This is a genomic window from Marinobacterium sp. xm-d-530, assembly GCF_013283365.1.
In the GTDB taxonomy this organism is placed as follows: Bacteria; Pseudomonadota; Gammaproteobacteria; order Pseudomonadales; family Balneatricaceae; genus Marinobacterium_E.
In genome coordinates, this window is the sequence record NZ_WBYM01000005.1 from 45,051 (window position 1) to 69,393 (window position 24,343).

A 24,343-nucleotide genomic window follows, 5' to 3' on the forward strand; every position below is an offset into this window, starting at 1 on the left:
CTCTATAATCTGAGCACATTTTGAACCGATGGAATTGACGTGAAACCTCTTTTGATTGCCGTTGCCGGTGCGTCTGGATCTGGGAAAACCACCGTAGCTAACGCCCTCTTGCAGGGCATTCAATCACAGGGATTAACGGCCACGCTGTTTAGCCAGGACAATTTTTACAACCCTATTGGCCACCCGCTAAGTAATTACGATGAGCCTCAAGCGCTAGAACTTGATCTACTGGCCGAGAAATTAAATGAACTTAAACAGGGATTGGCAACAGAAATTCCAACCTATGACTTTGTTGTTCACAGACGCCAGCAAGAGACTTTGATCATCGAACCCCTGGATGTAATTATTGTGGAGGGGCTTTTTCTACTGTCACAACCGAATTTAGTCTCAGCCTTTGATGTCAAAATCTACTTAGATGTTCCTCAAGAGGTCTGTTTCCAACGCCGTTTTGAACGAGACCAAATTGAACGAGGTCGCGAACCAGACGATATTCGTCGTCAATATAACGATCAAGTGCGACCTGGTTTCGATAGTCACATTGCCCCATACCGTGATCAAGCCGATATTAGGATTGATGCTCTCCCCTCAGATGTAAAAAGTTTTATTAAAAATAGACTAAAACTGCCTCGATAATCGGAACAACCCCTTAAGTTGGCACACCTATTGCTAAGGATATATAGGTACATAATTAACTTAGGAGTTACCGATGAGTTTTACAGTCAGTTCTTACGATTCAGCTAACGTCGTTCACATGCCAGAGAAACTTACTATGGCCAATGCGAACAGCGTGAAACAGCAACTTACAGAGATGATCGATGAAGGAAAAACCAACCTAGTCATCGATTTAGCCGGCATGAGCTTTACCGATTCGAGTGGATTAGCCGTGCTTGTTGCTGTCTACAAAAACATTCAAAAGCTGGGTGGTTCAGCGGTGATCTTGTCACCTCAACCAGCGGTGCAATCTCTGCTGGAACTGACACGCCTGCAAGAGCTATTCGAGATCTATCAAGATCCAAACGCTGCCATCGAGCGAGTTAGCAAAGCGGCTTAACTGATGTACGAAGCCCTTCGTGAACACCTAGACTCCGCCGTGCTTACACTGGCGGAGTCAAAGGGATCAAAGCTACCCAATGCACTTATTGAGTCGCGCATCACCTCAATTATCTTCTATAAGGCGGCCATTGAGTTGATTGAACGGTTCAATAACGGACAGATGAACATCCTGGACAAACTTCCAGAAGATGTCCGTCGTTCGCTCCTTACGCCCAACTGCATGATGAGTTATGAGCACTGGTTAGATGCCATTTCTAATCTGCATCTTGAGCTAGAGAAGGTCTACTACAGTGATACCCATTTAACGCACGAATCTTTGGCTAACATTCACCGCAATGCGATCGATATTGAGCAGTTTGTACTCAGTGCGCCTTTTAGCGGCAGAGCCAACCTGTTAATGCCGGGTTTAATAAAACGGGACCAGAAACTTAAGTGTTTAGCGGCACCCTTTTTAGTCTTTAAGAGACTAGGTTTACTGACCCCGTTGAAATCGGTTGTGAACGGATAGGAGTGATCATGAAAAAATATGACGGCCTCATGCTAGGGTCATTGGTCAGTTTACTCCTGTCTGGTTGCAGCCAACAACCGATACAAAACGAAAACGAGACAATCTATTTTTCGCACTCGTTGCCGAATATCGCCACGCCTTTACAGCCTCAAGCAGTAGTCAACATTGTGCTACCGATCATCTACTTCGCCAACGACAGTCATGAAGTGACGCCAACCGAAAGGGTCAAACTCAAAGAGTTTGTTAAGACACTGGGTGAGCAGCGTCCGTCAATCATTTTGAATGGGCATACCGATTGGAATCGAAGTGAACAATACAATGATCAACTGGGGTTAAATCGATCCGAGTCCGTCCTACTAACACTGGTTGATATTGGCTATCCAGCTGAAAAACTGGCCACAGCCTCCATGGGCGAATCCCAACCCGTTGCAAATAACCGAACCGAACAGGGCCGTCAACTGAATCGACGAGTCACTCTATCACTATTCTAATAGAGCCAAATCATGACACGAGAAGAAGCGATTGCACGTGATCTAACGCGAAATGTATGGACCGTTATGGGCCTGCCGTTTGACTGCACAACAGAGCAAGAGACGACAGATCATCTGATTGATGCGATGCTAAAAGAGGAGCGCTGCTTCTTCACTACACCGAACCTAAATTTTGCAATCACTGCACAAAATGATTCGCAATTTAGAGATTCAGTCATCAACTCAGATTGGGTGGTCGCAGATGGCATGCCGCTTATCTGGATTGCAAAAACTCTAGGGATTCCTTTGCCAGAACGCGTCGCTGGCTCTTCAGTGTTTGAAAGGGTTAGGCAAGAGTATCGAAACCCAGATCGCCCCATCCGAGTGGTCTTTTTTGGTGGCCCCGATGGTACCGCAGCTGAAGCGTTCAAAAAGATCGCATTAGACAACAGCAGCATGGAAGTCGTTGGTTTTTACAGCCCCGGCTTTGGATCCATGGATGAGATGAGCGACCCCAAGGTCATAAAACAGATCAATCAGTCAGATGCGGATCTATTAATTGTTGCGTTAGGGGCAAAACGAGGCCAGCAATGGATCGAACTAAACCGCCACGATCTTGATGTTCCGGTCATTTCACATCTCGGTGCGGTCATCAATTTTGTTGCAGGAACAGTAAACAGGGCCCCTCTTTGGATTCAACGCAGCGGTTTAGAGTGGTTATGGCGTATATGGGAAGAGACGAGTCTATTTAAGCGGTATTGGCATGATGGTCGTGCATTTATTTGGCAATACCTCACCAAAATACGTCCCTATAAAGATCTAATGCAGAAGCAGTCTCAGCTACCGCAGATACCTTTGGAGTTTAGTTATCTAAACGACTCAAACACCCTACAAATATCGGGTGATGCACTTCACAGAAACTTATCAAATCTTAGAAGTGCATTAATTGAGTTAATTGAAGAGGAGAGAGTTCGGGTAATCGATCTCAAAGGCCTATCTCGGCTGGATGGTTCATTCATCGCCCTGCTACAACTGGTGCAAAAGCAGATCAATATAAGCGGTCACAGCTTGACGCTTAAAAACCTTGATTCAGTTCATCTGCAACAGTTTGAATACGCTTGCGTATCTGATCAATTCACTATTATTCAACATCCAAGCCCAGTGGATGACGTTTCACTAGCGCCCACTCAATCATAGCGATCAATAACACCAGTGCAGTTGAGATAAGATAAACGTTCACCACCATTTCAAAATGGGTAAAAGGGTCTTTCTCCTTTAAAAACTCTACCAATAAGATCACTGCGGCAATCCCAACTCCGGGCAACCAAGAGTAGGCTAGATTTCTTAGCAGTCGATAGAGTCTGAATCGAACTATCTTCTTAGAAGGGTTTATTAGGGCAAAGCAGAGGTAATAACTGAATGTGTGGAACGCGCCAACACTGAGCATCAGTAAGCCAAGGTAATCCAGATAGTAGGTTTCATAAATTGCCTTCCCTACAACGAATTCGATGCCAAAAAAGATAAGCAACAGCATCACCGATCTCATTAAGTATTCAACAATCAGCACAACGACCAATGGCTGATTCTTCAACTCACCAGCCTCCGCTTTTTCCATAGTCTGTAGATTAGACGCTCGAGGTGGTCCGATAACAGATAGATATCCTAAGATGAATAAAATTTTCGACAGAGCTCTCATCTAATTCCTCTCTATGTGGCACACAAATTGCTTTAACTAGCTGGGTGCAAACCCATTACTTGCCAAGTGATAAGCAATTTACAGGCCAACTTGAGAAATATTATGAGTAAACAGACACTGTTAATGATCAGCATAGAGCTTCCCTACCCCGCTAATAGAGGTGGGCGAGTCAAGAGTTGGAATATGCTGAAGTACCTAACCAACCACTACTCTGTTGCCCTGGCCTGCCCACTTAAATATGGGAGTGAACATGTAACTGAATTTTCGCAGTTGATAGATCTAGAGGAGTTACTCTTTGAAAGGGTTGAAGAACCACGTTCACCTAAAAACTTGGTTAAGAGCTATCTGAAATCGATCCCTCTTAATGTCTTAAGGTCAGGCTCAAAAAAACTGAAAGAGCGTATTGCAGAGATCGCGAACGATTACGAAATCATATTGGTAGATCACTACGAAGCAGCTCAATACATACCCAACCATTTCAGAGGCAAAGTAATATTTCATGCTCATAACGCCACCTACCTAATGTGGGATCGTTATGGCAAAGAGGGTAATAATTGGGTTATGCGTACCATCGCAAATTGCGAAGCCAAACGCGTTGCAAAGTTTGAATCTGATGTCTGTCGTCGCTCTGATCTATTTTTTGCTTCTCCCAACGATATAGACAATCTCTCCAAAATCGGAGCAGACACCTCTCTAGCAAGAGAGACATACCACCTTGGGGATGATACTCAACTTGCTCTCCCTAGCATCAGATTTGAAGAGACAGAGAAGCGACTTCTCTATGTAGGCACACTCAGTTGGGAAGCCAATGTTGATGGCTTACTCTGGTTTATTGAACAAGTGTGGCCGGAGATAAAGGCCAACAATCCTAACCTGATTCTAGACATCGCAGGTGGTAATCCTGCACAACGTCTTGTCGACAGAGTTGCACAGATCCAAGACATTCACTTGCTAGGCTTTGTTGATGACCTAGAGCCACTGTTCAAACGCTCTCGTGTGTTTGTTGCACCACTCACATTTGGTTCAGGCATTAAAGTCAAAGTGCTCAACTCAATGTGCAGAGGACTTCCCATATCAACCACATCGGTGGGTGCCGAAGGCATAGATGCGGACCACTTAACCCACCTATGCATAGACGATACCGCTGCAGATATGGCGAACTCAATTGATCGCTTGCTGCATGATCAAAGGCTATGGGAGACACTGGAACAAAAGAGTCGTGAGCGGGTACGTGAAAAGTACACCTGGGATAGGGTTCTAGGTTTCATGGTCAACGAAATCAATCTGCTATCGGCTTAATCGACCCTGTGTTCATCTCGACTCGAGCCCTTATCACCTTTGCACTGGCTGTCATCTTCTATACAGCGTTTAAGGGTGCCTATTACTTTATGGCCAATAGATTACAGGAGGTCGGTTTTCTCCTAACCTTTATTCTATTTGGCTACTCTGCACTGGTTGCAGCACTGAACGTTAAAGAGCAAAACCTTCGATGGAGTTTTTGGGTGTTCACCACCCTGCTATTTGTGGCTTACACCTTTGTGCTACCGGCCTATCAATTCTCTGTGAATGCTGGTGTGTCAATGCTACCCAGCATGATGGCATCACGTGAATTTCTGATTGTGTTTATTGCCCCTACTCTCTACTTCTTGTACCGAATTGGTTACAAAGTTGAGGACATTAATAGAGTCGTTCTGTTGGTGTTTGCTGCCATTGTTTTTAGTTATGTATTTCACTATTTCCGTATCGATCTTGAAGCTGCCTACAACTCCTCTGACCCAACTATAAAAGGGATGACAACGCATGACGAGCATCGAGGATATCGATTAAAAGCGCCACAGGTAGCTCTATTTCTAACGACCATAATTTCAGCCTATCTAATGGTGACTTCCGAAAGCTTAAGAGCAAAATTGGGTTGGGGCATCACATTTTGTGTTTCCGTTTGGATATGGTCCATTATTCAAGCAAGAGCACCAACGGCAATGATGATTCTGGGTGTTCTTCTCTATCACCTATGGTTTGCAAGAAAGCCACGCATGGGATTGCTTTTCCTGGGTATGGCTCTAATCATTCCGCTTTATACACTGGCCATTCAACAATATTTTGCCGTTATGGAAGGGGCCGATGATGGTGTTCGCTATCGCTCCTACATGATTGCTCTTAACACTGTGATGGACCATCCATTTTTTGGATTTGGTCAACAAAGTGCAGCGACAATCACAGAGCAAGAGATCTTTTGGTATAAGTTCTACAGCTCAGATCTCGGTTTAATAGGTGTGGCATTTAAATTTGGCATAACGGGTGCTTTGCTCTATGTGGCACTGATGATCTATACACTCAAGAAAGCAGTGACTACCAACTGGTTAATTATTCAGCATACGGGGAAAGCTAACATATTTTTTGTTGCATCCATTGCGAAACTAATTACCGATATTTTCAACTCTTTACTGTCCGTGCACTATATTTATATCCATGGTCTAGCCCATGCATCAATAATCATTGCCCTGAGTGTCATCTATAGACTCGAGTATCAGAATCACAGATAGACACTATAGAAACTGGCGAATGCATAGAGAGTCTCTATTTATCAATCCACTCTTCAAAAGTCTGAGATGTAACCTCATCACCAGAAATGGGCTTTGCTTGAACCTTTCCAACTCGGGCTTTGTATTCAGAAAGTGCAGCGTTCATTTTTCTTAGAATGACGAGCCCAATTACAAAGAAGAGGCCTAAAAATAGCACCCCTACAAAAGCTAATACGGTCCACTTTTTTCGGCTCGGGTATGACTTGTAAAGCGGTGGATTAGCAGGCTGTATCATCTCAAAAGGATAATTCTCTCGAGCATGGATCATCGATTCGACACCCAACTGTGCTTCTAATAAACGATAAATAGAACGTTGCACTTCGATATTATTTACCTCACTCAGACGGCGTTCTAAATAGTCACGACGAGAATTCATTGTCTCTACAGAGCGCTGTTTAATAAACGCATTAAAATCAGCAAGGTAGTGATTAACAATCTCTGCAGAATAATCGGATGAGTGAGTGGTCGCATAAACGGTCAAGAGACCACTTTTTTCATCATGAGAGTGGCCAACGTGCTCTTCCCTAAAAATCTTAGTGGCAACTCGATAATCTGGAACAAACCCCTCACGAAATGAGGCAGATTCTGCATTCCATTCGTTGGGAAACAACATCGGCAGCAGTCCGCGCTTATCAATAAAATACTTTGTAAACTCAAAGCTATTTAACTTAGCTAACAAGCGATCAAGTTCATTACTAGGTGCAACATCAATAATGAAGTCGTGCTCTAATAATCCTAAGGCATCGCTACCTCGATAACTTTCTGGGGCTACGCCACCTGGATTTTCATTGATATTCACAGCCGCGATTCCTGATGCGGTAAACTTATCATCCACAAACTTTGATAAACCAAAGACAGCAGCTGCTGAAAAAATGGCCGCGATCAACAGACGATATTTCGAGCGGAGTACAGCGTCTAAATACTCTAAAAGATCCACCTGTTGATCGATATGAATAGGTGGTTCATTTGTGTTCTTCATAATTAATTACCCTTAAAAAGATAACTGACGCTTGAGGCTGATAAGGTCAATTTATAGAACAGATCGACCCAAGATTGTGTGAACTCTCGACCATTGATTCGATCGACACTCAACGGCACATAGATAGTAGACCCTGGAGTCACTTTGACGTTTGAAGCGCTACCTAACCAGCCCCAACTCGATGCTTTAGAACGAACACTCATCACCTCTCCATTAGCTTGTACCACAAAAGCATGCTCATGCTGCGCTAACTCTTTCATACCACCGCTTAGATTGATGTAGTCCAATGAGGCTCTATCTTTTCGATATTTGTGTGACGTTGGAAAATAGACCTGACCGACGACAGAGACCTCATCTTGGTATTTTGGAACCCTAATGCGATCTCCAGACTCTAGAACCACATCAGACAGCTCTGAGCAGTTTTTAACAGCGGCCTCCATATCAACCACCATACGTCCTACTGCACGCTTAGGAGCCAGTTGCTTGATGATTTTCAAAGTTTCCTCTGCGCCGTTGTTTTCGGGCTGTTTATCCTGTTTTTGGTAACCTGGTGAAAGATGTACATCCGCTAACAGATCATCAAGCTCGCCCATCATGCGATCAAGTGCCTGTTGTTCACGAAGACGGACAGATTCACGCGTAAATACCGTACCGAAGAGATAAGCGTCCTCTGTAAAGCCACCGGCTCTCTGCAATAATCCACACAGTGTTTCACGCTTATCAACGGTGTATGTGCCCGGGAATAGAACTTCACCTTCGATGGTCACCTCTTTACGGTTACTGATCCATTCAGGTTTTTGTCTGATGACCAGATGATCCGAGGGTATCAACACAGTGGTTAAATCTTCGCTTATACCTTCTCTTTGAATTAAAGAGACATCGTATTGATCTATGCGCGAATAATCGCCTTTGATAATTGAGCGACGGGCTAGCGTTGCCTCTGAGTTGAATGCTTGCTCTTTTAGGCCACCTGCAGCAACCACAAGATCCTCAATACGCATTCCAGCCACTAGGGGATAGAGGCCAGGAGAACGTACTGATCCGCTCACTTTAACCACTTGTGTAGGAGTATTGATCGAAGCTTGCTGGCGAAGCTTCTCAAGTAGACCTTTTAAAATCTCAGATCGTTTACTGTCTCGGCCAAACAAGAAGAGTTCATCCCCTGCTTTCAATTTAGGGTTATAGCGATTCTCTGTTAAATCCAACGCTGTCACATCCACCTTTAAGCTGTCAGCATCGGTGCGCGACAAAATTACATAGGAGCGATCACTACCTACCTGGAAGCCACCAGCATACTCAATCAAATCGGTTAAGCGCATCTCATTGGCGATTGGATAGGTGCCGCCATGACGAACGAACCCTTTGATCCGAACCAGAGGTGAAAGCTCTGATGCAGACGCCTCGCGCTCCATTCTCTTAACCAGATTATTGAGTTGATCTGCACGCTGATCGTGCGTATTGAAAACGACAATTCGATCTCGCGCCTGCAAAGTCAGATTATCTTCTGAAAATGGGTTAGAGAGTGCATTACCTAAATTAAAATAGAGTACCTCTGTTCTCTTGCTAACAGGATTTTCTCTCTCTACCAGTGCGGTTGATAAGTCAGCGCCCTGTTTAAGAGTGGCAACATCCTTAATCAGATCAGTGACTTTAATACCGCTTCGCCACTGCATTGCACCGGGTTTAAGCAGATGACCATCAAGCAACACAACATTTTCAACACGATCTATCACTGGTAGCACCTTAACCAGATCGCCATTGATCAGACGAATATCCCCACCCTGCTTCGTCATATCGGCAGAGATCAACTCATAGGACTCGCTTGAACCTATACGTTCTATCATAACGGTGCTTTTGGCAGCCGTCGGCAACAGTCCACCAGCCAGTTTGAGCAAGTCAGTAACGCTCTGCTCTTCCTCGATTTCATAGATTGCTGGTCGATGCACTTCTCCCGCAATACCTGCCGTCATTCCGATAGGTTTGATAAAGATGATGTCGCCTTGGCGCAGATACGCATTTCCGCTGTCATCACCCCGTAGAAGCAGATCATAGAGATCAAAATCTGCAACAACCCGGCCCTGACGCTTTACCTGAATGGAGCGTAGTGAACCAGTTCGTTTAATCCCCCCTGCCTGAATCAACGTATTCAGTAGCGAACTCATACCACTCACCGTGTAGGTGCCTGGTTGATTGACTTCACCGACCATTAGAACCTGAATGGAGTGAAGCTCAGCTAGCGTTACGATACTTTTCACACCGACTCGGACGCGATCAATGGACTCTTTGATTAACAGTTTAGCGTCTGAAAAATTGAGACCCGCAACTTGAATGGCGCCAATTTCTGGAACCAGGATTTGACCCTCACGAGTGACGACAAGTCGATACTCCAAATCGGTCACACTGAAAATCTGCAGCACAAAGGTATCACCTGGCCCAATGATGTAATCTTCAGGAACAGGAATACCTGCAACGGGTGCAAAGGTTGTGGCAAGCGTAGTGAACATGTCATAGCCAAATTGCTCAAGCGAAGGCTGAGTTTTCAAATCGCGGCTTTTCTCCGTTAACTCAACCGGCTTCAGCGTCTCTGCAATCTTTTTCTCTATCTCAGAAGGCTCTTGTAACTCATCGATGATTAAGCTTTTCACAACCCCCAAAGGGACCTCCTCTAAGGGTAAGTCCTGACCGGTTGGAGCCGCATTAATCGCTGCTTGACGCTGCTGACGCTCGGGCAGTGAATTGGCCGACGCGTTATTGACCGTGAATGCCATTAACAGACAGAGAGCGCTCAGAACAGAGCTATTCGTGTTAAACATATTCATTACCCTCTTACTCATCAGCAAACTTCTCGCAACCGTTAAAGTTGACCAGCGCATTTAAAGCGGTGCTTGGACACTGATCTTTGTAATCAAAAACACCATCGCCATCACTATCTTTAGGTCCTTTATAAAGTACTCTCTCAACAAAATGCGCCATTTGTTCAGGCGGCATTATTTTGTCTGCAGCACTTGAAAAACCACAGTCTCCGATCTGATCTATAAGCGATCTTGATAAAGAGTTACTGATTCCAATCAAATAGATACAGCTACCTTTTAACTCTTTTGGCGACATCCATTTAGGCGTTTTTGATTGAATAAGGTGGCCTTCTGGGTAGCGATATGCCTGACGCAATCGATTAATGGCATTGACTAAATTTTCATCAACGACACTCCAATCCGTCAGAATCACTAGCGTTTGAAAACCCTTCACCTGTGGAGACTGTTGATGTAAGGCGTTTAGCAGAGAGATCAAATCCTCAGCGACGAACTGAAATTGCTCACTATCTAATTGATAAGGATCGAGCTTAGATAGTGGCTTAAAGCTGAAGTCCGAGGAGAATTGCGCCAGGTCATTGGCAGCTAGCAAACGGCTTTCAAGGTTTGTCTTGGGTGCCGTTACCAGAAAACGACGCACGACCTCTTCGGCATAATCTGTACTGGGCACACCTCGATACTCTTTACCCTTTAGGGTTGTCCAGTCAGCAATCAGGGTAAATTGGTCAGCTCTTCTCTCAAGCTGAAGTTGATTAACCCGCGGCTCAATATTGAGTGGATCAAAAATATGCAGTGAGCGTTTATTCAATGAAGTGTTGTATTCGTCAATCGACGTTAACAGTGTTCTCTCTGGTACATCGATGGTTCGTTCAAAACCAGAACAACCCGCTAAAAACAGCGTTGTTATCGGTAACAAAAGCTTCAGTAGATCACTTTTCATTTGACGTTCCTTTGAGACCTAACAGGTCCTTAGCCTCCTGAAACAGATCAAAAGGCAGATAATCACTAAGATGAGAATTGGGCATCAAATCGATACCAGCAAAGCTTTTGATTAGATAGAGAGCTGCAGCCAATACAATAAGAGCGGTCATCATTAAACTGCCAGACACCAGCAGGTAGACAGTTCGTCGTAAACCAATGGGCAAACGCTCGATCCGGTTCAACTCTAAATTGTGTGTTTTACGTCTTCGATCACGACCTGCAAACAGAACGAGATAGTAGGCTCTAAAAAAAAGCGGGAGTCGAATGCGGATATCTAGACTGTGTCGTGTTTCGGTGGACTGAGCGACCAGTGCCGACCTGACGTCGTTGAGTTGTTCAACACTGAGACTAGAGAGAGTTTTATGAGGAATTCGACTGATCGTAAAATCAGCAAATACTTCACTACTCTCTCGGGTTTTATCCTGCACACTGCTACCTAATCATTAATTCTCAGATAGCAATAAGCAAAAACCTTGCCAGTTTTGCAAAGTGCAAATCAAATAGCCTGATAGAGTTCACTGTATTTAGAGAGCATTTCTCGGTTAGAGTAATTTTTTGCTTGTTCTAAACAGTGCCTAGAGAGTGTTTCGTAATCCAACTGACCAAAGGTTTGCAGTGCTGATTCAAACTCTGATTGGCTGTTAATATCTATGACAAGACCTGTCTCTCCCTGCCTGACGAGCTCGAGCAATCCACCAGCACCATGAACCATTACCGGTATGCCATGGGCATAGGCTTCAATGACAACGCGCCCCATAGGCTCATACCATAAGGAGGGAACAATCAGCACATCGATCTCTGCAAAGAAATCAGCAGGTTTTGTAAATCCTCTATAATCAATGGCTGGATCACTCTCCAGTTGTGACTCAATCCTTTTCTCACCAGTTCCGGCAAAAACGAAGCGGTAATCACTCCCTTCAGGCAGTTGTTTCACGCGATCAACCAACTGCATTACACCCTTGTCGTACTCCAAACGACCAATGTAACCAAAGACTTTCGCCTCACTCGACCGAGGAGTCTGTGACTGTTCTTCAAAATTGTCATTAGGGGAGATGCTGTTATAGATAACTCGCTGATGACTCTTCTTAAAGTAACCGTCTTCGGTGTGGCTATTTAAGATGAAATTGCTAATCCCTACGATGCCATCGACTCGCTCAGAACCCCACCTTTTTGGCGTCGAATAGCATCTACACTCCTTGCAAATTGCTTCGCAATTTATCTCATTTTTTCTTCTCGACTCTCGATGACACTGTATATAGTAATCCCGCAAGGTATGAACGACCTTGCAGCCTCGTTGCTTAGCAATCTTCCAAACCAATACACTGATTCCTTTAAGATTGTTGGTATGCACAATGTCTGGCTGAAACTGATCAATGACGGATAAAATATCTTTTCGATAACGAAAATTACTAAGATCCAGAAGACGTTGTGCAAGCTTCTGAGCAACACGTTTAACTTTGTTGGGTGTTTCTAGCGTTACGAAAGGCCAGTAGATGTTTCTATCTGGGAAGTAGAAGGCTTTTACGCCATTTTCTAAACGCCGAGAACCAACCAAGCTGGGATCTTTCACGATACTGGCTACTGCCACCTCATAACCCATGGAGACCAGACCATCCGCTAGGTTATAAACTGACTGTTCAGCACCTCCTAGCTTGGTAGGAAAGAAGACAGAATTAAATAGCAGAATTTTCATCATTGGGTTCCTGTTAAATCACTACAGCGTTTGGATTTTTGGTAGACAAACAGGATTAAAGTCCCGTAGAGAAAACCGTTAGCAATGCTTAAATAGATGATCGATTGAAGTGGGCTTTGTGCTAGCACGCCAAGGTAGATGGCTAACACCCGAACAGAGAGTGAAACGATTTCATGAGCAAGCAGATGAGCCTGCAGACCTAGAACGGGGACTGATGCAATGGCAGGCCTTGAGGCCAGCATCATCAATAACCACAGGGCAATCCATTGTGCAAATTCTCCCGACGTTTTCCACTCTTCGCCGTAAAGCAGAGCGAAAATGCTAGGCCCAAGTAGAGCAATGAAACCAAAAGGAAATATGCCCAATAAGAATAAATTTCTCGTCGTTCTATTAAGAAGTGCGGTGATAGTCTGTTTTTGCTCTACCCTATCAACAACCTCTTTGTAGAAGACGTCCCCTACACTTTTCCCCAACAAGGTTGCAGGTACAGTCAACAGCGCGAAGGCGATGGTGTAATAACCTGCAGCAGCTGATCCGAACGCCCAGGCAAACATCAACGTAGGCGCAGCCAACGAGACTGAGTTTAATAGCACCTGTGGTGCGCGATAGATTGGAAAATCGTAATAGCGTTTGAGCAAATCACGATAGGAATCTTTAGTGACATACTCAGTGGATAGACCAGATCGCTTCGCTAGATAGAGGTTTTGAATCATCATACCCAGGGTATAAAACAGGACTAACCATCCACCGGTGGCTTTAATCAAACCCATCAAGGTTTGACTCACTCCAATAAACAGCGCCCTAATGTTGAGTGATTTTGCCAGGTTGGAGAACTTCTTAGTTCTAATCTGCCACTGTTCATTAACCTGGAATATCGCAGCAATAAAAATAGCCACAGGTAGTAGCCAACCCAAACCAATAAGGGACTCGGCATTTATTAATGTCAGGACCTCTTTTTCAAAGATCAGCAAACTTATGAGTAAAGTGGTCGATAGAGATAAGCTTATAAACAGCGATAGCTTAGCCAATTTCCAAGCCTCGGCATCGCTTTTCGCCAGTACGATAGACATAGGTAAGGTCAGAGCAATGGCAGGGGCAAACATATAAATTGACGAGGTGAAAACACCTAAATAACCATACTGTTCAGGACCATACAGTCGTGTAATGACCAATGAAAATAGAAGCGTTAAAGCATTAGACAGCGCCGTGCCACTGGCCAGCACCATTATATTTTTTAAAAAAGCATCCTTATTTAGAAAGTGCTTAAGTCGAGAAATCATCAGTCGTAAACCCAAACATTGATCGATTGAACCTCTACAGCATATTTCGTGCCAATGTATTCATATAAATGAATATAAGTTGGCACGATTAATGCTAATCACCAGTAAATGCATACTGGAGTGAGTAATGAGTTCAAACTCTCAATCTGATCAACTGGCGCTAATCACCTGTTCGTATGGTCCGGACTTAGATCGTTGTAAACGATTGTGCGAATCGGTGGATAGATTCGTTGATTCAATCTACGAACATGTCTTGATTGTTCCTAAACGTGATCTCAAAAAGTTTTTAACGCTCGTAAACGAGCGACGCAGAGTAGTCAGTGTTGAATCTGTCGTACCAGACTCATTTATTCAACTCCCATTTTCGAACAAGTGGTGGTTGGGGGCTTGGGGTTTTCCAACACGCGGTTGGGTCATGCAACAGATTACAAAACTAAGCGCAGGCTTCTCCACTAAGGCTAAAACCTTAATGTTTGTGGACTCAGATCTACAGTTCATACGCCCGCTTGACCTCTCTTTAATTGAACAGTCAGGACGCACACGTCTGCACTCTATTCCAGGGGATATGGACTACGGTGTTCACCTTAAATGGCATGCGAAAGCTGGAGAATTGCTCGGCTGCGACACAGCTTATGCGGGTTCTGATTACGTTGGACAGTTGATCACATGGGATCGAGAGACGTTGATGGCTATGTTAAGGGACATTAGCAGAGAAACCGGTACTCACTGGACAAGAGCGATTGCGCGCTCTTTGACTGTGTCTGAGTACATTCTGTACGGCATGTATGTGACACGAGTGCTAGGTATTAACCGATCAAACCACTACGAAACAAGCAAAGATCTTTGTCACTGTTGCTGGGATTCTGAGGCCGCTAAGGCAGTTTCCAATGGAACCGCCAAAGTTGATCCATCGGCTATCGCCGTTCTAATTCAATCAAATTTAAGCTTCACAACGGATGAAGAGGCCGAATTGATTGATAAGGCATCGAAAATTTCAAACGCAAAGGTTGGTGCATGATATGCAGATATTAGAATCAATCACTCCAATCAATGAATCAGATTTTCGTCAGTACATTGAACTCTCACTTCGCCAAAGCAGTGGCAGTCAAACAGTCTCTTTCATTGACGCTGCAGGGCTTTCAATGGCGAATGAGCAGGCAGATCTCAAGCAGGCATTTTCATCTGTCGATCTGCTCATCCCTCGCGGGCGTGGTATCAATGTATCGATGAACCTGATTAATCGTGGACAAATGCCGTCAGCAAACAGCTCATCACTCTATCGAGAGCTACTGCTATCACTTGAAGCGTTTGAAAAACCGGTCATTTTGTTCACAGACAATAAAAAAGCCGCGCATAAAACAGAGCTCGAGATTACTAAACTTTACCCTAACCTAAATCTCCAGATCACTATTTGCGATACACAATACGATAAAAGCACACAATGGTTTTTAGATAAGATCAAAGAGAAAAACCCAAGCTCGGTACTATTCGCTCTCGAGACTCCCCTTCAAGAGCGTTTAATGTCTCGAGTAAAATCAAAGTGTGAAGTACCTCTGTTGGTCACTTTGGGGCATCCACTGTTTGATGCTATTTTTGAGGTGAGTGAGGGCTTTAACTTATCTCGCCTAAGACACAGCGTCCTCTTCTCTCCAATGCGATTTTTTAAAACCTTCGTAGGAACGCTTTATCAAATCCCTAACAGTGACGAGAAACGAAACTCACGTATCAATACGATTTTAAGACAGTGGGGATGGTCAACCCGCATTAAGCGCCTATCAATACGAACCAAGTCATCTCTGTGGCTATTGCGATGCAAAATGCAAAGCATTTTAAAACGATCTATTGACTTATTAGGCGCCGGTTTGGGGCTGCTATTGCTATTACCGCTGTTAATTCCCGTTGCTGTAGGGATAAAAGTCACTTCGCCTGGACCTCTCTTTTACTCTCAAGTCCGGGTAGGACACCGAGGCAAGCTGTTCAGAATGTGGAAGTTCCGTTCAATGTATATCGATGCCGACGCACGTAAAGCGGCACTAATGGAACAGAATGAATCATCTGACGGCGTCATTTTCAAAATGAAAAAAGACCCTCGCATTACACCGATAGGTCGCATCATCCGTCGACTCAGTATTGATGAGCTACCACAACTCTATAACGTGTTGATCGGTGATATGTCGCTGGTTGGCCCGAGACCCGCTCTAGAAGCTGAAGTCGCTCAGTACCCGGTGCTAGCCCGCGCTCGTTTAGAAGCTATGCCTGGTTTAACAGGTCTGTGGCAAATCTCAGGTCGATCAGACCTCCCCTTTGATAAGCAGGTTCTGTTGGACACTGCCTATGTAAACCAGCAATCAGCAATGAATGATGTAAAGCTGATCGCTAAAACCATACCTGCTGTAGTTAGCGGTAAAGGAGCCTACTAATGACCATTGAACGTGCCATTCTTTTCGCTGATCGAAAAGGGAAAGAGCTAACTCCTCTCAATGATCGCTACCCTATCTGTTTGCTACCCATTGCTGGTAAAACACCCCTAGAGTTCTGGCTTGAGCAGCTCTGTGATATGGGTGTTAAAGAGGTAGATATTGTGATCAATCAGTTCGCTGATCTGATTAAAAAAGCGGTACCCAATGGTGATCATTGGGGGCTAAAACTTAACTACCATTTATCAACCGGTGAAGAGCCGCCTCTCGCTTTTTGGAGTAGGATGCACTTTTCAATGACAGGTAAGATGATTGCTGCACGAGCCGATGTTTTGCCCGTCAAAACAGAACAGGGAGCGATTAGTAATCTATTAACGCTGGACTCTGAATCGGTTGAACAGCTAAACACCCTAGAGTGGAATCGAAGTGAAGATAAACAGCGTGATTCCAACTCACTCGCGTCACTGGATGCATACGTAAAAGCCTATTTTGCTCTGCTAAACGGCGATCACTATGGCCTAGTTCCTAGGGGGTTGCGTGCAGACGATGACAAATGGCTAGCGACACCGACCTTCAGTTCAAGTCGCTCAGACTCAATTGAAGGACCTCTCTACATCGGCAGAGATGTAATGATTGATCAGAACGCAACCTTGTCTCAAACGGCGGTTGAGGCAGGCTCTATGGTCGATAAAGGCGCTCAACTGAATCGAGCTATTGTATTTCCAGGTACTTATGTTGGACAGGACGTCAGTTTAACGGACTCAATTGCGATGGGCAGTTTACTGGTCGACTTGAAACACCAGAGTGTTATACAGATTGCAGATCCTGCATTAATTAGTCCGATCATACCCAGCAGCTCATTGGTTAAAACGAATACCAGCGAACGATTAGTGGCATCTATGCTTATGATCTTATCAGCACCCGTCGCATTGCCACTGGCATTGATTACTCAAAAATCGGGGGTATTAAATAGAGAAGATCAGCTCTCAAACCGAGGATCTCGTCTACACCCGCTCTGGTTTACCAAACTTAACTTCACATCAAATATTGGTTGGGTAAAACGCTGGCCTGAGCTTTTAGGGGTGATCGATGGGGATCTAAAGCTATTTGGAAGCGAGTATGAGTCCATCGAAGATGAGCGCCCCCTAACAGAGCTTCCAATTTCCCAGGGTCTGTTTACGCCTCAATCGGTGTTTAAAAATCAATCACTCGATGAGTTTGAACGACAACTTTGGGGGTTAGAGCTGGCGAACGAGAAGCTTGGTCCTTTTCGACTCTTTGCAAGAGCCATCAAAGTAAGCTTAAAGAATATTTAAATAGGGCCACTCTTTTACCGGTCCAGTAACAACAAAAAAGGTGGCGAGCTATTTAGCTGGCCACCTTTTTTATTAGTTAAAAACTAACTGTCGCTATTGAATATATCGCGGGTAAAGACTTTATCAAGAACGTCTTCTAACTCTTCATCCATCCGGTTACAGACGATCACATCCGCATCGGCTTTGAATGCATCCAAGTCTTTGTAAACGATGGAGTTGAAGAATAGATCCTCTTCAAGCACTGGCTCATAAACAACGACCACAATGCCTTTTGCCTTCAGGCGCTTCATCACCCCCTGAATAGCAGAGGCGCGGAAGTTATCCGATCCAGACTTCATGACAAGACGGTAGAGCCCGACAATCTTTGGATTGCGCTTAAGAATAGAGTCCGCAATAAAATCTTTACGGGTGGTGTTGGACTGAACAATCGCACCGATTAAGTTACTGGGTACGTCATTGTAGTTAGCCAGTAGCTGCTTGGTATCTTTTGGCAGGCAGTAACCACCGTAACCAAAGCTTGGGTTGTTGTAGTGAGTGCCGATACGCGGGTCTAACCCTACCCCTTCTATGATCTGTCGCGTATCCAAGCCGTGTGACAGCGCGTAGGTGTCCAACTCATTGAAATAGGCCACACGCATTGCAAGGTAGGTATTGGCAAAGAGTTTGATCGCCTCAGCTTCGGTACTACCGGTGAATAGTGTGTCGATATCCTCTTTAAGAGCCCCCTCAACGAGCATTGCAGCAAACTTCTCTGCACGCTCAGACCGCTCACCTACCACGATACGTGATGGGTATAGGTTGTCGTACAGCGCCTTACCTTCACGTAAGAACTCTGGCGAAAAGATAATATTCGGTGAATTGAACTCTTCACGCAGATTACGAGTGTATCCGACAGGTATGGTCGATTTAATGACGATCGTCGCTTCCGGGTTAATGCGAATAACATCTGAAATCACCGCTTCAACTGAACGAGTGTTGAAGAAGTTAGTCACCGGATCGTAATCGGTGGGTGTCGCGACAATGACGTATTCAGCACCTGCATACGCCGTTTCCGGATCCGTTGTTGCAACCAGATTTAATGCTTTTTCGGCTAAATAGAGTTCAAGTTCAGTATCTTCAATAGGCGCTTTACGGTCATTGACCAGTGCTACCCTATTCTCATCAAGATCTATGGCTGTCACTTCATTATGTTGAGCCAAAAGAACGGCGTTGGACATGCCCACATAACCTAGGCCTGCAACCGCTATCTTTGTCATATAAAAATCCTAATCGTTAAGTCTGTCTCTCTGCTAACAGCTAGCTAGAGTCACACACTCAAATTACAAATGCGTTAAGAACGGCCGTAGAGATCTTCAAAACGGACAATATCATCTTCACCTAGGTAAGAACCTGACTGAACTTCAATCAACTCTAGTGGGATCTTGCCTGGGTTCTCTAACCAGTGAACACAGCCAACCGGGAGATAGACCGACTCATTCTCGGTTAGCATGATCTCTTCGTCATTGCGCCCGACACGAGCCGTACCCGACACAACAATCCAGTGTTCAGCACGGTGGTGGTGCATCTGAACCGAGAGTTTATTACCCGGCTTCACGGTAATGCGCTTAACTTGGTAGCGTTCGCCGTTATCAATGGAGTCGTATTTACCCCATGGACGATAGACTTCACGGTGCAGCTCATACTCACTGCGACCCTCTGCTTTTAAGCGCTCAACGATCTTTTTAACGTCTTGCACCTGATCCTTGCCTGCCACCAACACTGCGTCTTTGGTTTCAACCACAACAATGTCCTTAACCCCGACAGTCGCAACCAGTTTACTGGTCGATTTGATCAAGGAGTCTTGGGTGTTGTGGGTCATAACATCACCACTGACGGCATTACCGTCGCCATCCTTAGGGGTAACTTCCCAAAGCGATGACCAGGCACCCACATCATTCCAACCGGCATCCATTGGCACGACTACAACATTGTCAGCTTTCTCCATCACTGCATAGTCGATCGACTCATCCGGACAGGCTTTAAACGCCTCTTCATTAATGCGCACGAAATCTAGATCCGGAGTAAGAGTTTCTAAAGAAGCGGTACAAGCATCTAGGATATCTGGGCGGTGTTTACCCAACTCTTCGATGTAACGTGACGCTTTGAAGAGGAACATACCGCTGTTCCAGTAGTAGTCACCCGAATCTACGTAGGCTTGTGCACGTTCAAGATCTGGTTTCTCAACGAATTCCGCTACTTGATAGCCCTCAGCTTCAGCAGCGCCTCGACGAATATAGCCATAGCCGGTTTCAGGACCCGTGGCGACAATACCAAAGGTCACTAGGGCACCTGCTTCAGCAAGGGGTTTGGCTTTGTTCACTTGCTGCTGGAAAACCTCGACATTCTCAATGACATGATCCGCCGCTAACACCAGTAGCAAAGGGTCATCTTCGGAAGTCAGTGCCTGCAGTGCAGCCAATGCAATGGCCGGTGCCGTATTGCGACCGACTGGCTCCAATAGAATATCGGCCTGGGCATCCATCGCACGCATCTGCTCTGCAACGATGAAGCGGTGCTCCTCATTACAGATCACCAACGGCTTTCCATCGCTGATACCGTCCACACGTGAAGCCGTTGTCTGCAGCATGGTTTGTTGGCCTGCCAAGGCTAGAAACTGTTTCGGATAGAGGGAGCGAGACAGTGGCCATAAACGTGAACCGGAGCCACCGGCCATAATTACAGTTTTCATTTAATCCATTCCTTTTATGATCTATCCAAAACACTAAGCAATGATTGTGCCAAAATTAAGTCTCCATTGCGCGCTTTAGTGCCAAATAAGTCCCATTCGTCCAACCGAAACCATCTTGAACGGCATATTCACCGCCACCGGCGATCTCACCAGGTGTGACTACATTGTACTTCTCCAACATTTTGCCCGTTTGGCTAAAGACTAGCTCTAGGGTGCTCAGCCAGCGTTTAGCGCCCTCTTCTGCCAACTCATCAAACTGGTACTGTTTTAAACCTTGGAAACAGATCCACTGCAGAGGGGCCCAGCCATTTGGGGAATCCCACTGTTCACCCGACTCAACATTGGTTGTTACCCAACCGCCCGGTTTCAAAAACTCTTCATTTAATTTAGCAACGACGCAAGCGGCTCTCTGTGGTGAAGCAATACCAGCAAATAATGGGAAACTCATCGCCAGTGACTGATGGTCTCTCTGTTTAAACCCATCTAGGTCCAAATCGACATAACAGCCAAGGTCGTCATTAAAGAAGTAGTATTCAATCGCATCGGCACGCTGATTAGCCAACTGTTCATAATGGCTCGACAGCTCTGGTAAACCTTTTATCGTGGCCGCTTTTGCAATGACTCGCTCTACCATGACCAATAGCGAGTTAAGGTCCACAGGGATAATGTTTGACGTTGAGATCGAACCGAGAACATCACCGTTGAACCATCGAGATGAGAAGTCCCAACCCGACTCAGCCCCCGCTCTTAGATCTCGATAAAGGGTCTCTTCATCCCTATCAGAAGCCTTAGCAAGCGACTCATCCTCTCTGAAGCTCTCCTGACGCGGTGTGGCGGCGTCATCCCAGTAGCGGTTCAATGGCCCTTTTTCCGTCATAACAACACGACGATGGGATTCACCAACAGAGAGGTTTGCAGCGCCATCCATCCAGAAGAGAAGATGCTCACGCATCATATGGGGTAAAAACTCAGCCAGCACCGACTCATCGGTATGATTCGCCAGAAGCTCGACCATCAAAGCAAAAAAAGGCGGCTGACTTCGTGAGGCAAAGTAGCTGCGGTTGCCGTTGGGTATAAAACCGAGTGTCTCAATAAGATGTGCAAAGTTCTCCACCATATGGCGAACAGTTTCCACGTCACCTGACTCTACTAAACCCAGTTGGGTGAAGTAGCTATCCCAGTAGTAGATCTCATTAAACCGCCCACCCGGCACGATGTAGGGATTAGGCAGCGGGATACAACTACTTCCCTCGACATGCTGATCAGACGGGCGCTTGAGCAGAGTCCAGAGCTGTTCGATGTGCTCATGAGGATTGATACTCCCCCGCTCTGATGCCGATGACTCAAGGGTTTCTCGCTTAAAGAAACGTGGAATAAAGTCAGCCAGCTCAAACCCCACTTCACTCTTACACTCTATGAATGCTTGGTTTATTTCATCAGCTGAGGCCCTAGGCACTAAATCAACAAAGGTTTTAGAGTCAGGAAAAAGGCCTGAACGTTGAACGGCAAGAAAGAGTTCCGGAAACATAGCGTCCGGTGGGGTTGGCAATGACACAGTATCCCTCCAATAATCACAAACGCCATTGTAAATAAAACTTCGAGAAAACCCATAACAGGTCTATGCTTAAGTTATCTAAACAGTGCTTAATTTGTTCGAGAGACCTTTATGAGCTACGAAAACCCAAAAGATCTTCAACTGAAACTGCGCAACCTAACCCTGGACGATCTAGATCAACTGGTCGAATTGATGGATCGGGTCTACGACGATCTTGGGGGCAGCTGGCCAAAAGAGTCCCTAGCTCTGCTTCTAAAACAGTTTCCTGAAGGGCAAATTGTCATTGAAGATCGCGGCACCATTGTGGCTGGCGCGCTCTCTGTTCAATGTGCTTATAACCGCTTCACTAGAGCCCACACCTACGACGATTTGATCGGTCGACGTGAGACCTTCCAACACGACAAGAAAGGCGATGCACTCTACGGTTTGGATCTGTTTGTACACCCAGACTATCGTGAATATCGACTAGGCCGAAGGTTATATGATGCTCGAAAAGAGATCTGTATCCAATTGAATTTACGATCAATTTTAGCGGGTGGGCGCATCATAAACTACTACAAGCACGCTGAAGAGATGACGCCTAAAGAGTACATCGAAGCGGTGCGCAAACGTGAGGCTTATGACCCCATTCTAAGTTTCCAGTTTGCTAACCACTTTGAAGTGAAACGTATTCTTCGAAACTACCTGCCAGAGGATGAGCGATCTAAAGGATTCGCGACTCTGCTGGAGTGGATCAACATCGATTACGAACCAGAAGATGAGTCTCTGCAAGCCGAAAACTTCAGAAAACGATCCGTTCGCGTCAGCGCCATACAGTGGCAGATGCGCACCACAGAATCCTTTGAACACTGGTTAACCCAGGTTGAGTACTTTGTCGACTCTATGGCCGACTACACGGCCGACTTCATTATGTTCCCAGAGTTCTTTAACGCCCCGCTCATGGGGCTCGGCAATCAAGAGAATCAATATGAGGCGATCAGATTCCTAGCAGGCTATGCCGAGAGAACCATTGAAGCGATCTCTGGCTTTGCCGTCGCTTATAACATCAACATCATCTCTGGCAGCATCCCGGTACTGGAAGGTGACACTCTCTACAACAATACCTACTTATGCCGTCGTGATGGCAGCATAGAGGTGCAACCGAAGCTCCACATCACACCGCACGAGCGTCGTGACTGGGTCATTGAGGGTGGTGACACACTGCAGGCCTTTGATACTGATGCGGGTCGTATCGGTATTCTGATCTGTTACGACGTTGAATTTCCTGAGTTGGGTCGACTGTTGCGTGATGAGGGCATCGACATTCTTTTTGTCCCTTTCTGGACAGATACAAAGAACGGATTTCTTAGAGTACAGCGATGTGCACAGGCGCGCGCTATTGAGAATGAGATCTATGTTGTCATCGGAGGCAGTGTCGGCAACCTACCGCAGGTACACAATGTCGATATCCAATATGCTCAGTCGGCTGTCTATTCGCCGTCTGATTTCGCCTTCCCGCATGATGCTATCATCGCGGAGAGTACACCTAATACTGAGATGGCACTGATAGCCGATTTAAACTTGGATTCGTTGTACGACGTCAGGGAGAAAGGGTCAGTGACCAACGGAAAGGACCGTCGAACCGACCTCTACTCTTTGGTGTTGCGGAAAAAAGCGACCGATGCGCTGAAAGAGAGTGAATAAACTTGTTGGAGCATCGCGGCCTTTTCAAGACCGCTCCAACATGCCAACCTTATTGTAGGAGCTAGCCCAAAGGGCGAAGCGACCTGTTGGAGCCTTATCGAAGATGAGGCGAACAGGTGTCAAGCTTAGCAAGAAACCTTGAAGGAGAGCATCGCGGCCTTTTCAAGACCGCTCCAACAGGAACAGCCATGTTTCGACGCAACCTGTTGGAGCCTTATCGAAGATGAGGCGAATTAGCCTACTTAGCCGTCAACACACCTTCAGGTAACTGAACGCCAGCCCAACCCGAATTCATGAAATTACGAATATTGCCGTGATCGGTTCCTTCAGGATTACCCAACACATCATCGCGGTAGTAAGTACCAAAACAGGCCAGCGTCTCTGATTCAGAAAGATTATTCAGCTTAGCAAAGCTCAAAATCTTAGCCGAGCCCTGGTTTTGCTCTGCTGAGTTTTCTAGATCACCGTTTACAAAAGCAGAAGGTTTATGGTCAAACGATGCATCAATAACCGCCATCACCTCAGCGAACTCTACGCTCTCAGGTGCCTGTTTAATCTGTTCCAATAATTCATTCATGTTCATTCTAATTAC

At 45.5% G+C, this 24,343-nt stretch carries 22 protein-coding genes and 1 pseudogene; 12 read left to right on the forward strand and 11 right to left on the reverse strand.

All coding sequences use genetic code 11. The annotated features are described in order from the left end of the window. The first annotated feature begins 39 nt into the window (after nt 1–39). From XMD530_RS09180 to XMD530_RS09200, 5 genes are all read left to right on the forward strand, one after another. On the forward strand, nt 40–633 hold the full coding sequence (locus tag XMD530_RS09180; RefSeq protein WP_173507079.1) for an AAA family ATPase: 594 nt from the start codon (nt 40–42) through the stop codon (nt 631–633). A gap of 73 nt (nt 634–706) precedes the next feature. After that, nucleotides 707–1,051, forward strand: a complete 345-nt coding sequence (locus XMD530_RS09185; protein WP_173480961.1) for an STAS domain-containing protein — start codon at nt 707–709, stop codon at nt 1,049–1,051. A 3-nt stretch (nt 1,052–1,054) separates the two neighbouring features. Then, the gene (locus tag XMD530_RS09190; protein ID WP_173480962.1) at nt 1,055–1,561 is read left to right on the forward strand and encodes a hypothetical protein; all 507 of its coding nucleotides are present in this window, start codon (nt 1,055–1,057) and stop codon (nt 1,559–1,561) included. A gap of 8 nt (nt 1,562–1,569) precedes the next feature. Continuing rightward, complete coding sequence (locus XMD530_RS09195) at nt 1,570–2,052, forward strand: OmpA family protein (RefSeq protein ID WP_173480963.1); 483 nt, start codon at nt 1,570–1,572, stop codon at nt 2,050–2,052. A 12-nt stretch (nt 2,053–2,064) separates the two neighbouring features. Next, entirely contained in the window at nt 2,065–3,228 is a 1,164-nt protein-coding gene (locus tag XMD530_RS09200; protein WP_173480964.1) for a WecB/TagA/CpsF family glycosyltransferase, read from the forward strand. On the opposite strand, the gene XMD530_RS09205 is transcribed toward XMD530_RS09200, so the two are convergent. Further along, on the reverse strand, nt 3,173–3,646 hold the full coding sequence (locus XMD530_RS09205) for a hypothetical protein (protein ID WP_173507080.1): 474 nt from the start codon (nt 3,644–3,646) through the stop codon (nt 3,173–3,175). The genes XMD530_RS09200 and XMD530_RS09205 overlap by 56 nt on opposite strands. Before the next feature lie 183 nt (nt 3,647–3,829). On the opposite strand from XMD530_RS09205, the gene XMD530_RS09210 reads away from it, so the two are divergent. After that, nucleotides 3,830–5,026: a glycosyltransferase gene (locus tag XMD530_RS09210; RefSeq protein ID WP_173507081.1), complete on the forward strand. Its 1,197-nt coding sequence runs from the start codon at nt 3,830–3,832 to the stop codon at nt 5,024–5,026. Nucleotides 5,027–5,034: 8 nt separating this feature from the next. After that, nucleotides 5,035–6,270, forward strand: a complete 1,236-nt coding sequence (locus XMD530_RS09215) for a hypothetical protein (RefSeq protein ID WP_173480968.1) — start codon at nt 5,035–5,037, stop codon at nt 6,268–6,270. Between the two features lie 34 nt (nt 6,271–6,304). On the opposite strand, the gene XMD530_RS09220 is transcribed toward XMD530_RS09215, so the two are convergent. Then, a complete protein-coding gene (locus XMD530_RS09220; protein WP_173480969.1) occupies nt 6,305–7,288 on the reverse strand; it encodes a hypothetical protein in 984 nt (327 codons plus the stop codon). Between the two features lie 144 nt (nt 7,289–7,432). Here XMD530_RS09220 and XMD530_RS11545 point away from each other — a divergent pair, with 144 nt between their 5' ends. Then, nucleotides 7,433–7,570, forward strand: a complete 138-nt coding sequence (locus XMD530_RS11545) for a hypothetical protein (protein ID WP_371731440.1) — start codon at nt 7,433–7,435, stop codon at nt 7,568–7,570. Between the two features lie 389 nt (nt 7,571–7,959). Here the strand turns inward: XMD530_RS11545 and XMD530_RS09225 are convergent. From XMD530_RS09225 to XMD530_RS09245, 5 genes and pseudogenes are all read right to left on the reverse strand, one after another. After that, nucleotides 7,960–10,161, reverse strand: a pseudogene (locus XMD530_RS09225) (SLBB domain-containing protein); the annotation flags it as partial. Continuing rightward, nucleotides 10,115–11,038: a hypothetical protein gene (locus XMD530_RS09230; protein ID WP_173507082.1), complete on the reverse strand. Its 924-nt coding sequence runs from the start codon at nt 11,036–11,038 to the stop codon at nt 10,115–10,117. The pseudogene XMD530_RS09225 and the gene XMD530_RS09230, both read right to left, overlap by 47 nt. Further along, nucleotides 11,028–11,507, reverse strand: a complete 480-nt coding sequence (locus XMD530_RS09235; protein ID WP_173480972.1) for a hypothetical protein — start codon at nt 11,505–11,507, stop codon at nt 11,028–11,030. Before XMD530_RS09235 ends, XMD530_RS09230 begins: the two co-directional genes overlap by 11 nt. Nucleotides 11,508–11,575: 68 nt before the next feature. Continuing rightward, nucleotides 11,576–12,775, reverse strand: coding sequence for a glycosyltransferase family 4 protein (locus tag XMD530_RS09240; RefSeq protein WP_173483977.1), 1,200 nt, complete (start codon nt 12,773–12,775; stop codon nt 11,576–11,578). Beyond that, a complete protein-coding gene (locus XMD530_RS09245; protein ID WP_173480974.1) occupies nt 12,772–14,052 on the reverse strand; it encodes a lipopolysaccharide biosynthesis protein in 1,281 nt (426 codons plus the stop codon). Before XMD530_RS09245 ends, XMD530_RS09240 begins: the two co-directional genes overlap by 4 nt. A 127-nt stretch (nt 14,053–14,179) precedes the next feature. Here XMD530_RS09245 and XMD530_RS09250 point away from each other — a divergent pair, with 127 nt between their 5' ends. From XMD530_RS09250 to XMD530_RS09260, 3 genes are read left to right on the forward strand one after another with little or no spacing between them, the layout of a single operon-like run. Further along, nucleotides 14,180–15,070: a DUF6492 family protein gene (locus XMD530_RS09250; protein WP_173480975.1), complete on the forward strand. Its 891-nt coding sequence runs from the start codon at nt 14,180–14,182 to the stop codon at nt 15,068–15,070. Nucleotide 15,071: 1 nt separating this feature from the next. Continuing rightward, the gene (locus XMD530_RS09255) at nt 15,072–16,472 is read left to right on the forward strand and encodes a sugar transferase (RefSeq protein WP_173480976.1); all 1,401 of its coding nucleotides are present in this window, start codon (nt 15,072–15,074) and stop codon (nt 16,470–16,472) included. Next, nucleotides 16,472–17,785 carry a hypothetical protein gene (locus XMD530_RS09260; protein ID WP_173483978.1) on the forward strand — a complete coding sequence of 438 codons (1,314 nt, stop codon included), beginning with the start codon at nt 16,472–16,474 and terminating at the stop codon, nt 17,783–17,785. The genes XMD530_RS09255 and XMD530_RS09260 overlap by 1 nt, the downstream gene beginning before the upstream one ends. Nucleotides 17,786–17,868: 83 nt before the next feature. On the opposite strand, the gene XMD530_RS09265 is transcribed toward XMD530_RS09260, so the two are convergent. The 3 genes from XMD530_RS09265 to treF all read right to left on the reverse strand — a co-directional run bounded on the left by XMD530_RS09265 (nt 17,869) and on the right by treF (nt 22,068). Continuing rightward, nucleotides 17,869–19,041 (reverse strand): nucleotide sugar dehydrogenase, encoded by a 1,173-nt coding sequence (locus tag XMD530_RS09265; protein ID WP_173480978.1) that lies wholly within the window; start codon nt 19,039–19,041, stop codon nt 17,869–17,871. Between the two features lie 74 nt (nt 19,042–19,115). Then, the gene (locus XMD530_RS09270; protein ID WP_173494451.1) at nt 19,116–20,513 is read right to left on the reverse strand and encodes a mannose-1-phosphate guanylyltransferase/mannose-6-phosphate isomerase; all 1,398 of its coding nucleotides are present in this window, start codon (nt 20,511–20,513) and stop codon (nt 19,116–19,118) included. Between the two features lie 55 nt (nt 20,514–20,568). After that, the gene (treF, locus tag XMD530_RS09275) at nt 20,569–22,068 is read right to left on the reverse strand and encodes an alpha,alpha-trehalase TreF (protein ID WP_217364181.1); all 1,500 of its coding nucleotides are present in this window, start codon (nt 22,066–22,068) and stop codon (nt 20,569–20,571) included. A 111-nt stretch (nt 22,069–22,179) separates the two neighbouring features. Between treF and XMD530_RS09280 the strand changes: the two genes are divergently transcribed. Beyond that, on the forward strand, nt 22,180–23,751 hold the full coding sequence (locus tag XMD530_RS09280) for a bifunctional GNAT family N-acetyltransferase/carbon-nitrogen hydrolase family protein (RefSeq protein ID WP_173483982.1): 1,572 nt from the start codon (nt 22,180–22,182) through the stop codon (nt 23,749–23,751). A 238-nt stretch (nt 23,752–23,989) separates the two neighbouring features. Here XMD530_RS09280 and XMD530_RS09285 read toward each other — a convergent pair whose 3' ends face one another. Then, complete coding sequence (locus XMD530_RS09285) at nt 23,990–24,328, reverse strand: HopJ type III effector protein (protein ID WP_371731435.1); 339 nt, start codon at nt 24,326–24,328, stop codon at nt 23,990–23,992. Nucleotides 24,329–24,343: the final 15 nt, after the last annotated feature.

Coding starts and splice junctions, on each gene's coding strand:
- XMD530_RS09185 (WP_173480961.1), top strand. CDS start 707: ATGAGTTTTACAGTCAGTTCTTACGATTCAGCTAACGTCGTTCACATG.
- XMD530_RS09190 (WP_173480962.1), top strand. CDS start 1,055: ATGTACGAAGCCCTTCGTGAACACCTAGACTCCGCCGTGCTTACACTG.
- XMD530_RS09195 (WP_173480963.1), top strand. CDS start 1,570: ATGAAAAAATATGACGGCCTCATGCTAGGGTCATTGGTCAGTTTACTC.
- XMD530_RS09200 (WP_173480964.1), top strand. CDS start 2,065: ATGACACGAGAAGAAGCGATTGCACGTGATCTAACGCGAAATGTATGG.
- XMD530_RS09205 (WP_173507080.1), bottom strand. CDS start 3,646: ATGGAAAAAGCGGAGGCTGGTGAGTTGAAGAATCAGCCATTGGTCGTT.
- XMD530_RS09210 (WP_173507081.1), top strand. CDS start 3,830: ATGAGTAAACAGACACTGTTAATGATCAGCATAGAGCTTCCCTACCCC.
- XMD530_RS09220 (WP_173480969.1), bottom strand. CDS start 7,288: ATGAAGAACACAAATGAACCACCTATTCATATCGATCAACAGGTGGAT.
- XMD530_RS09230 (WP_173507082.1), bottom strand. CDS start 11,038: ATGAAAAGTGATCTACTGAAGCTTTTGTTACCGATAACAACGCTGTTT.
- XMD530_RS09240 (WP_173483977.1), bottom strand. CDS start 12,775: ATGATGAAAATTCTGCTATTTAATTCTGTCTTCTTTCCTACCAAGCTA.
- XMD530_RS09245 (WP_173480974.1), bottom strand. CDS start 14,052: ATGATTTCTCGACTTAAGCACTTTCTAAATAAGGATGCTTTTTTAAAA.
- XMD530_RS09250 (WP_173480975.1), top strand. CDS start 14,180: ATGAGTTCAAACTCTCAATCTGATCAACTGGCGCTAATCACCTGTTCG.
- XMD530_RS09255 (WP_173480976.1), top strand. CDS start 15,072: ATGCAGATATTAGAATCAATCACTCCAATCAATGAATCAGATTTTCGT.
- XMD530_RS09260 (WP_173483978.1), top strand. CDS start 16,472: ATGACCATTGAACGTGCCATTCTTTTCGCTGATCGAAAAGGGAAAGAG.
- XMD530_RS09265 (WP_173480978.1), bottom strand. CDS start 19,041: ATGACAAAGATAGCGGTTGCAGGCCTAGGTTATGTGGGCATGTCCAAC.
- XMD530_RS09270 (WP_173494451.1), bottom strand. CDS start 20,513: ATGAAAACTGTAATTATGGCCGGTGGCTCCGGTTCACGTTTATGGCCA.
- XMD530_RS09280 (WP_173483982.1), top strand. CDS start 22,180: ATGAGCTACGAAAACCCAAAAGATCTTCAACTGAAACTGCGCAACCTA.
- XMD530_RS09285 (WP_371731435.1), bottom strand. CDS start 24,328: ATGAATGAATTATTGGAACAGATTAAACAGGCACCTGAGAGCGTAGAG.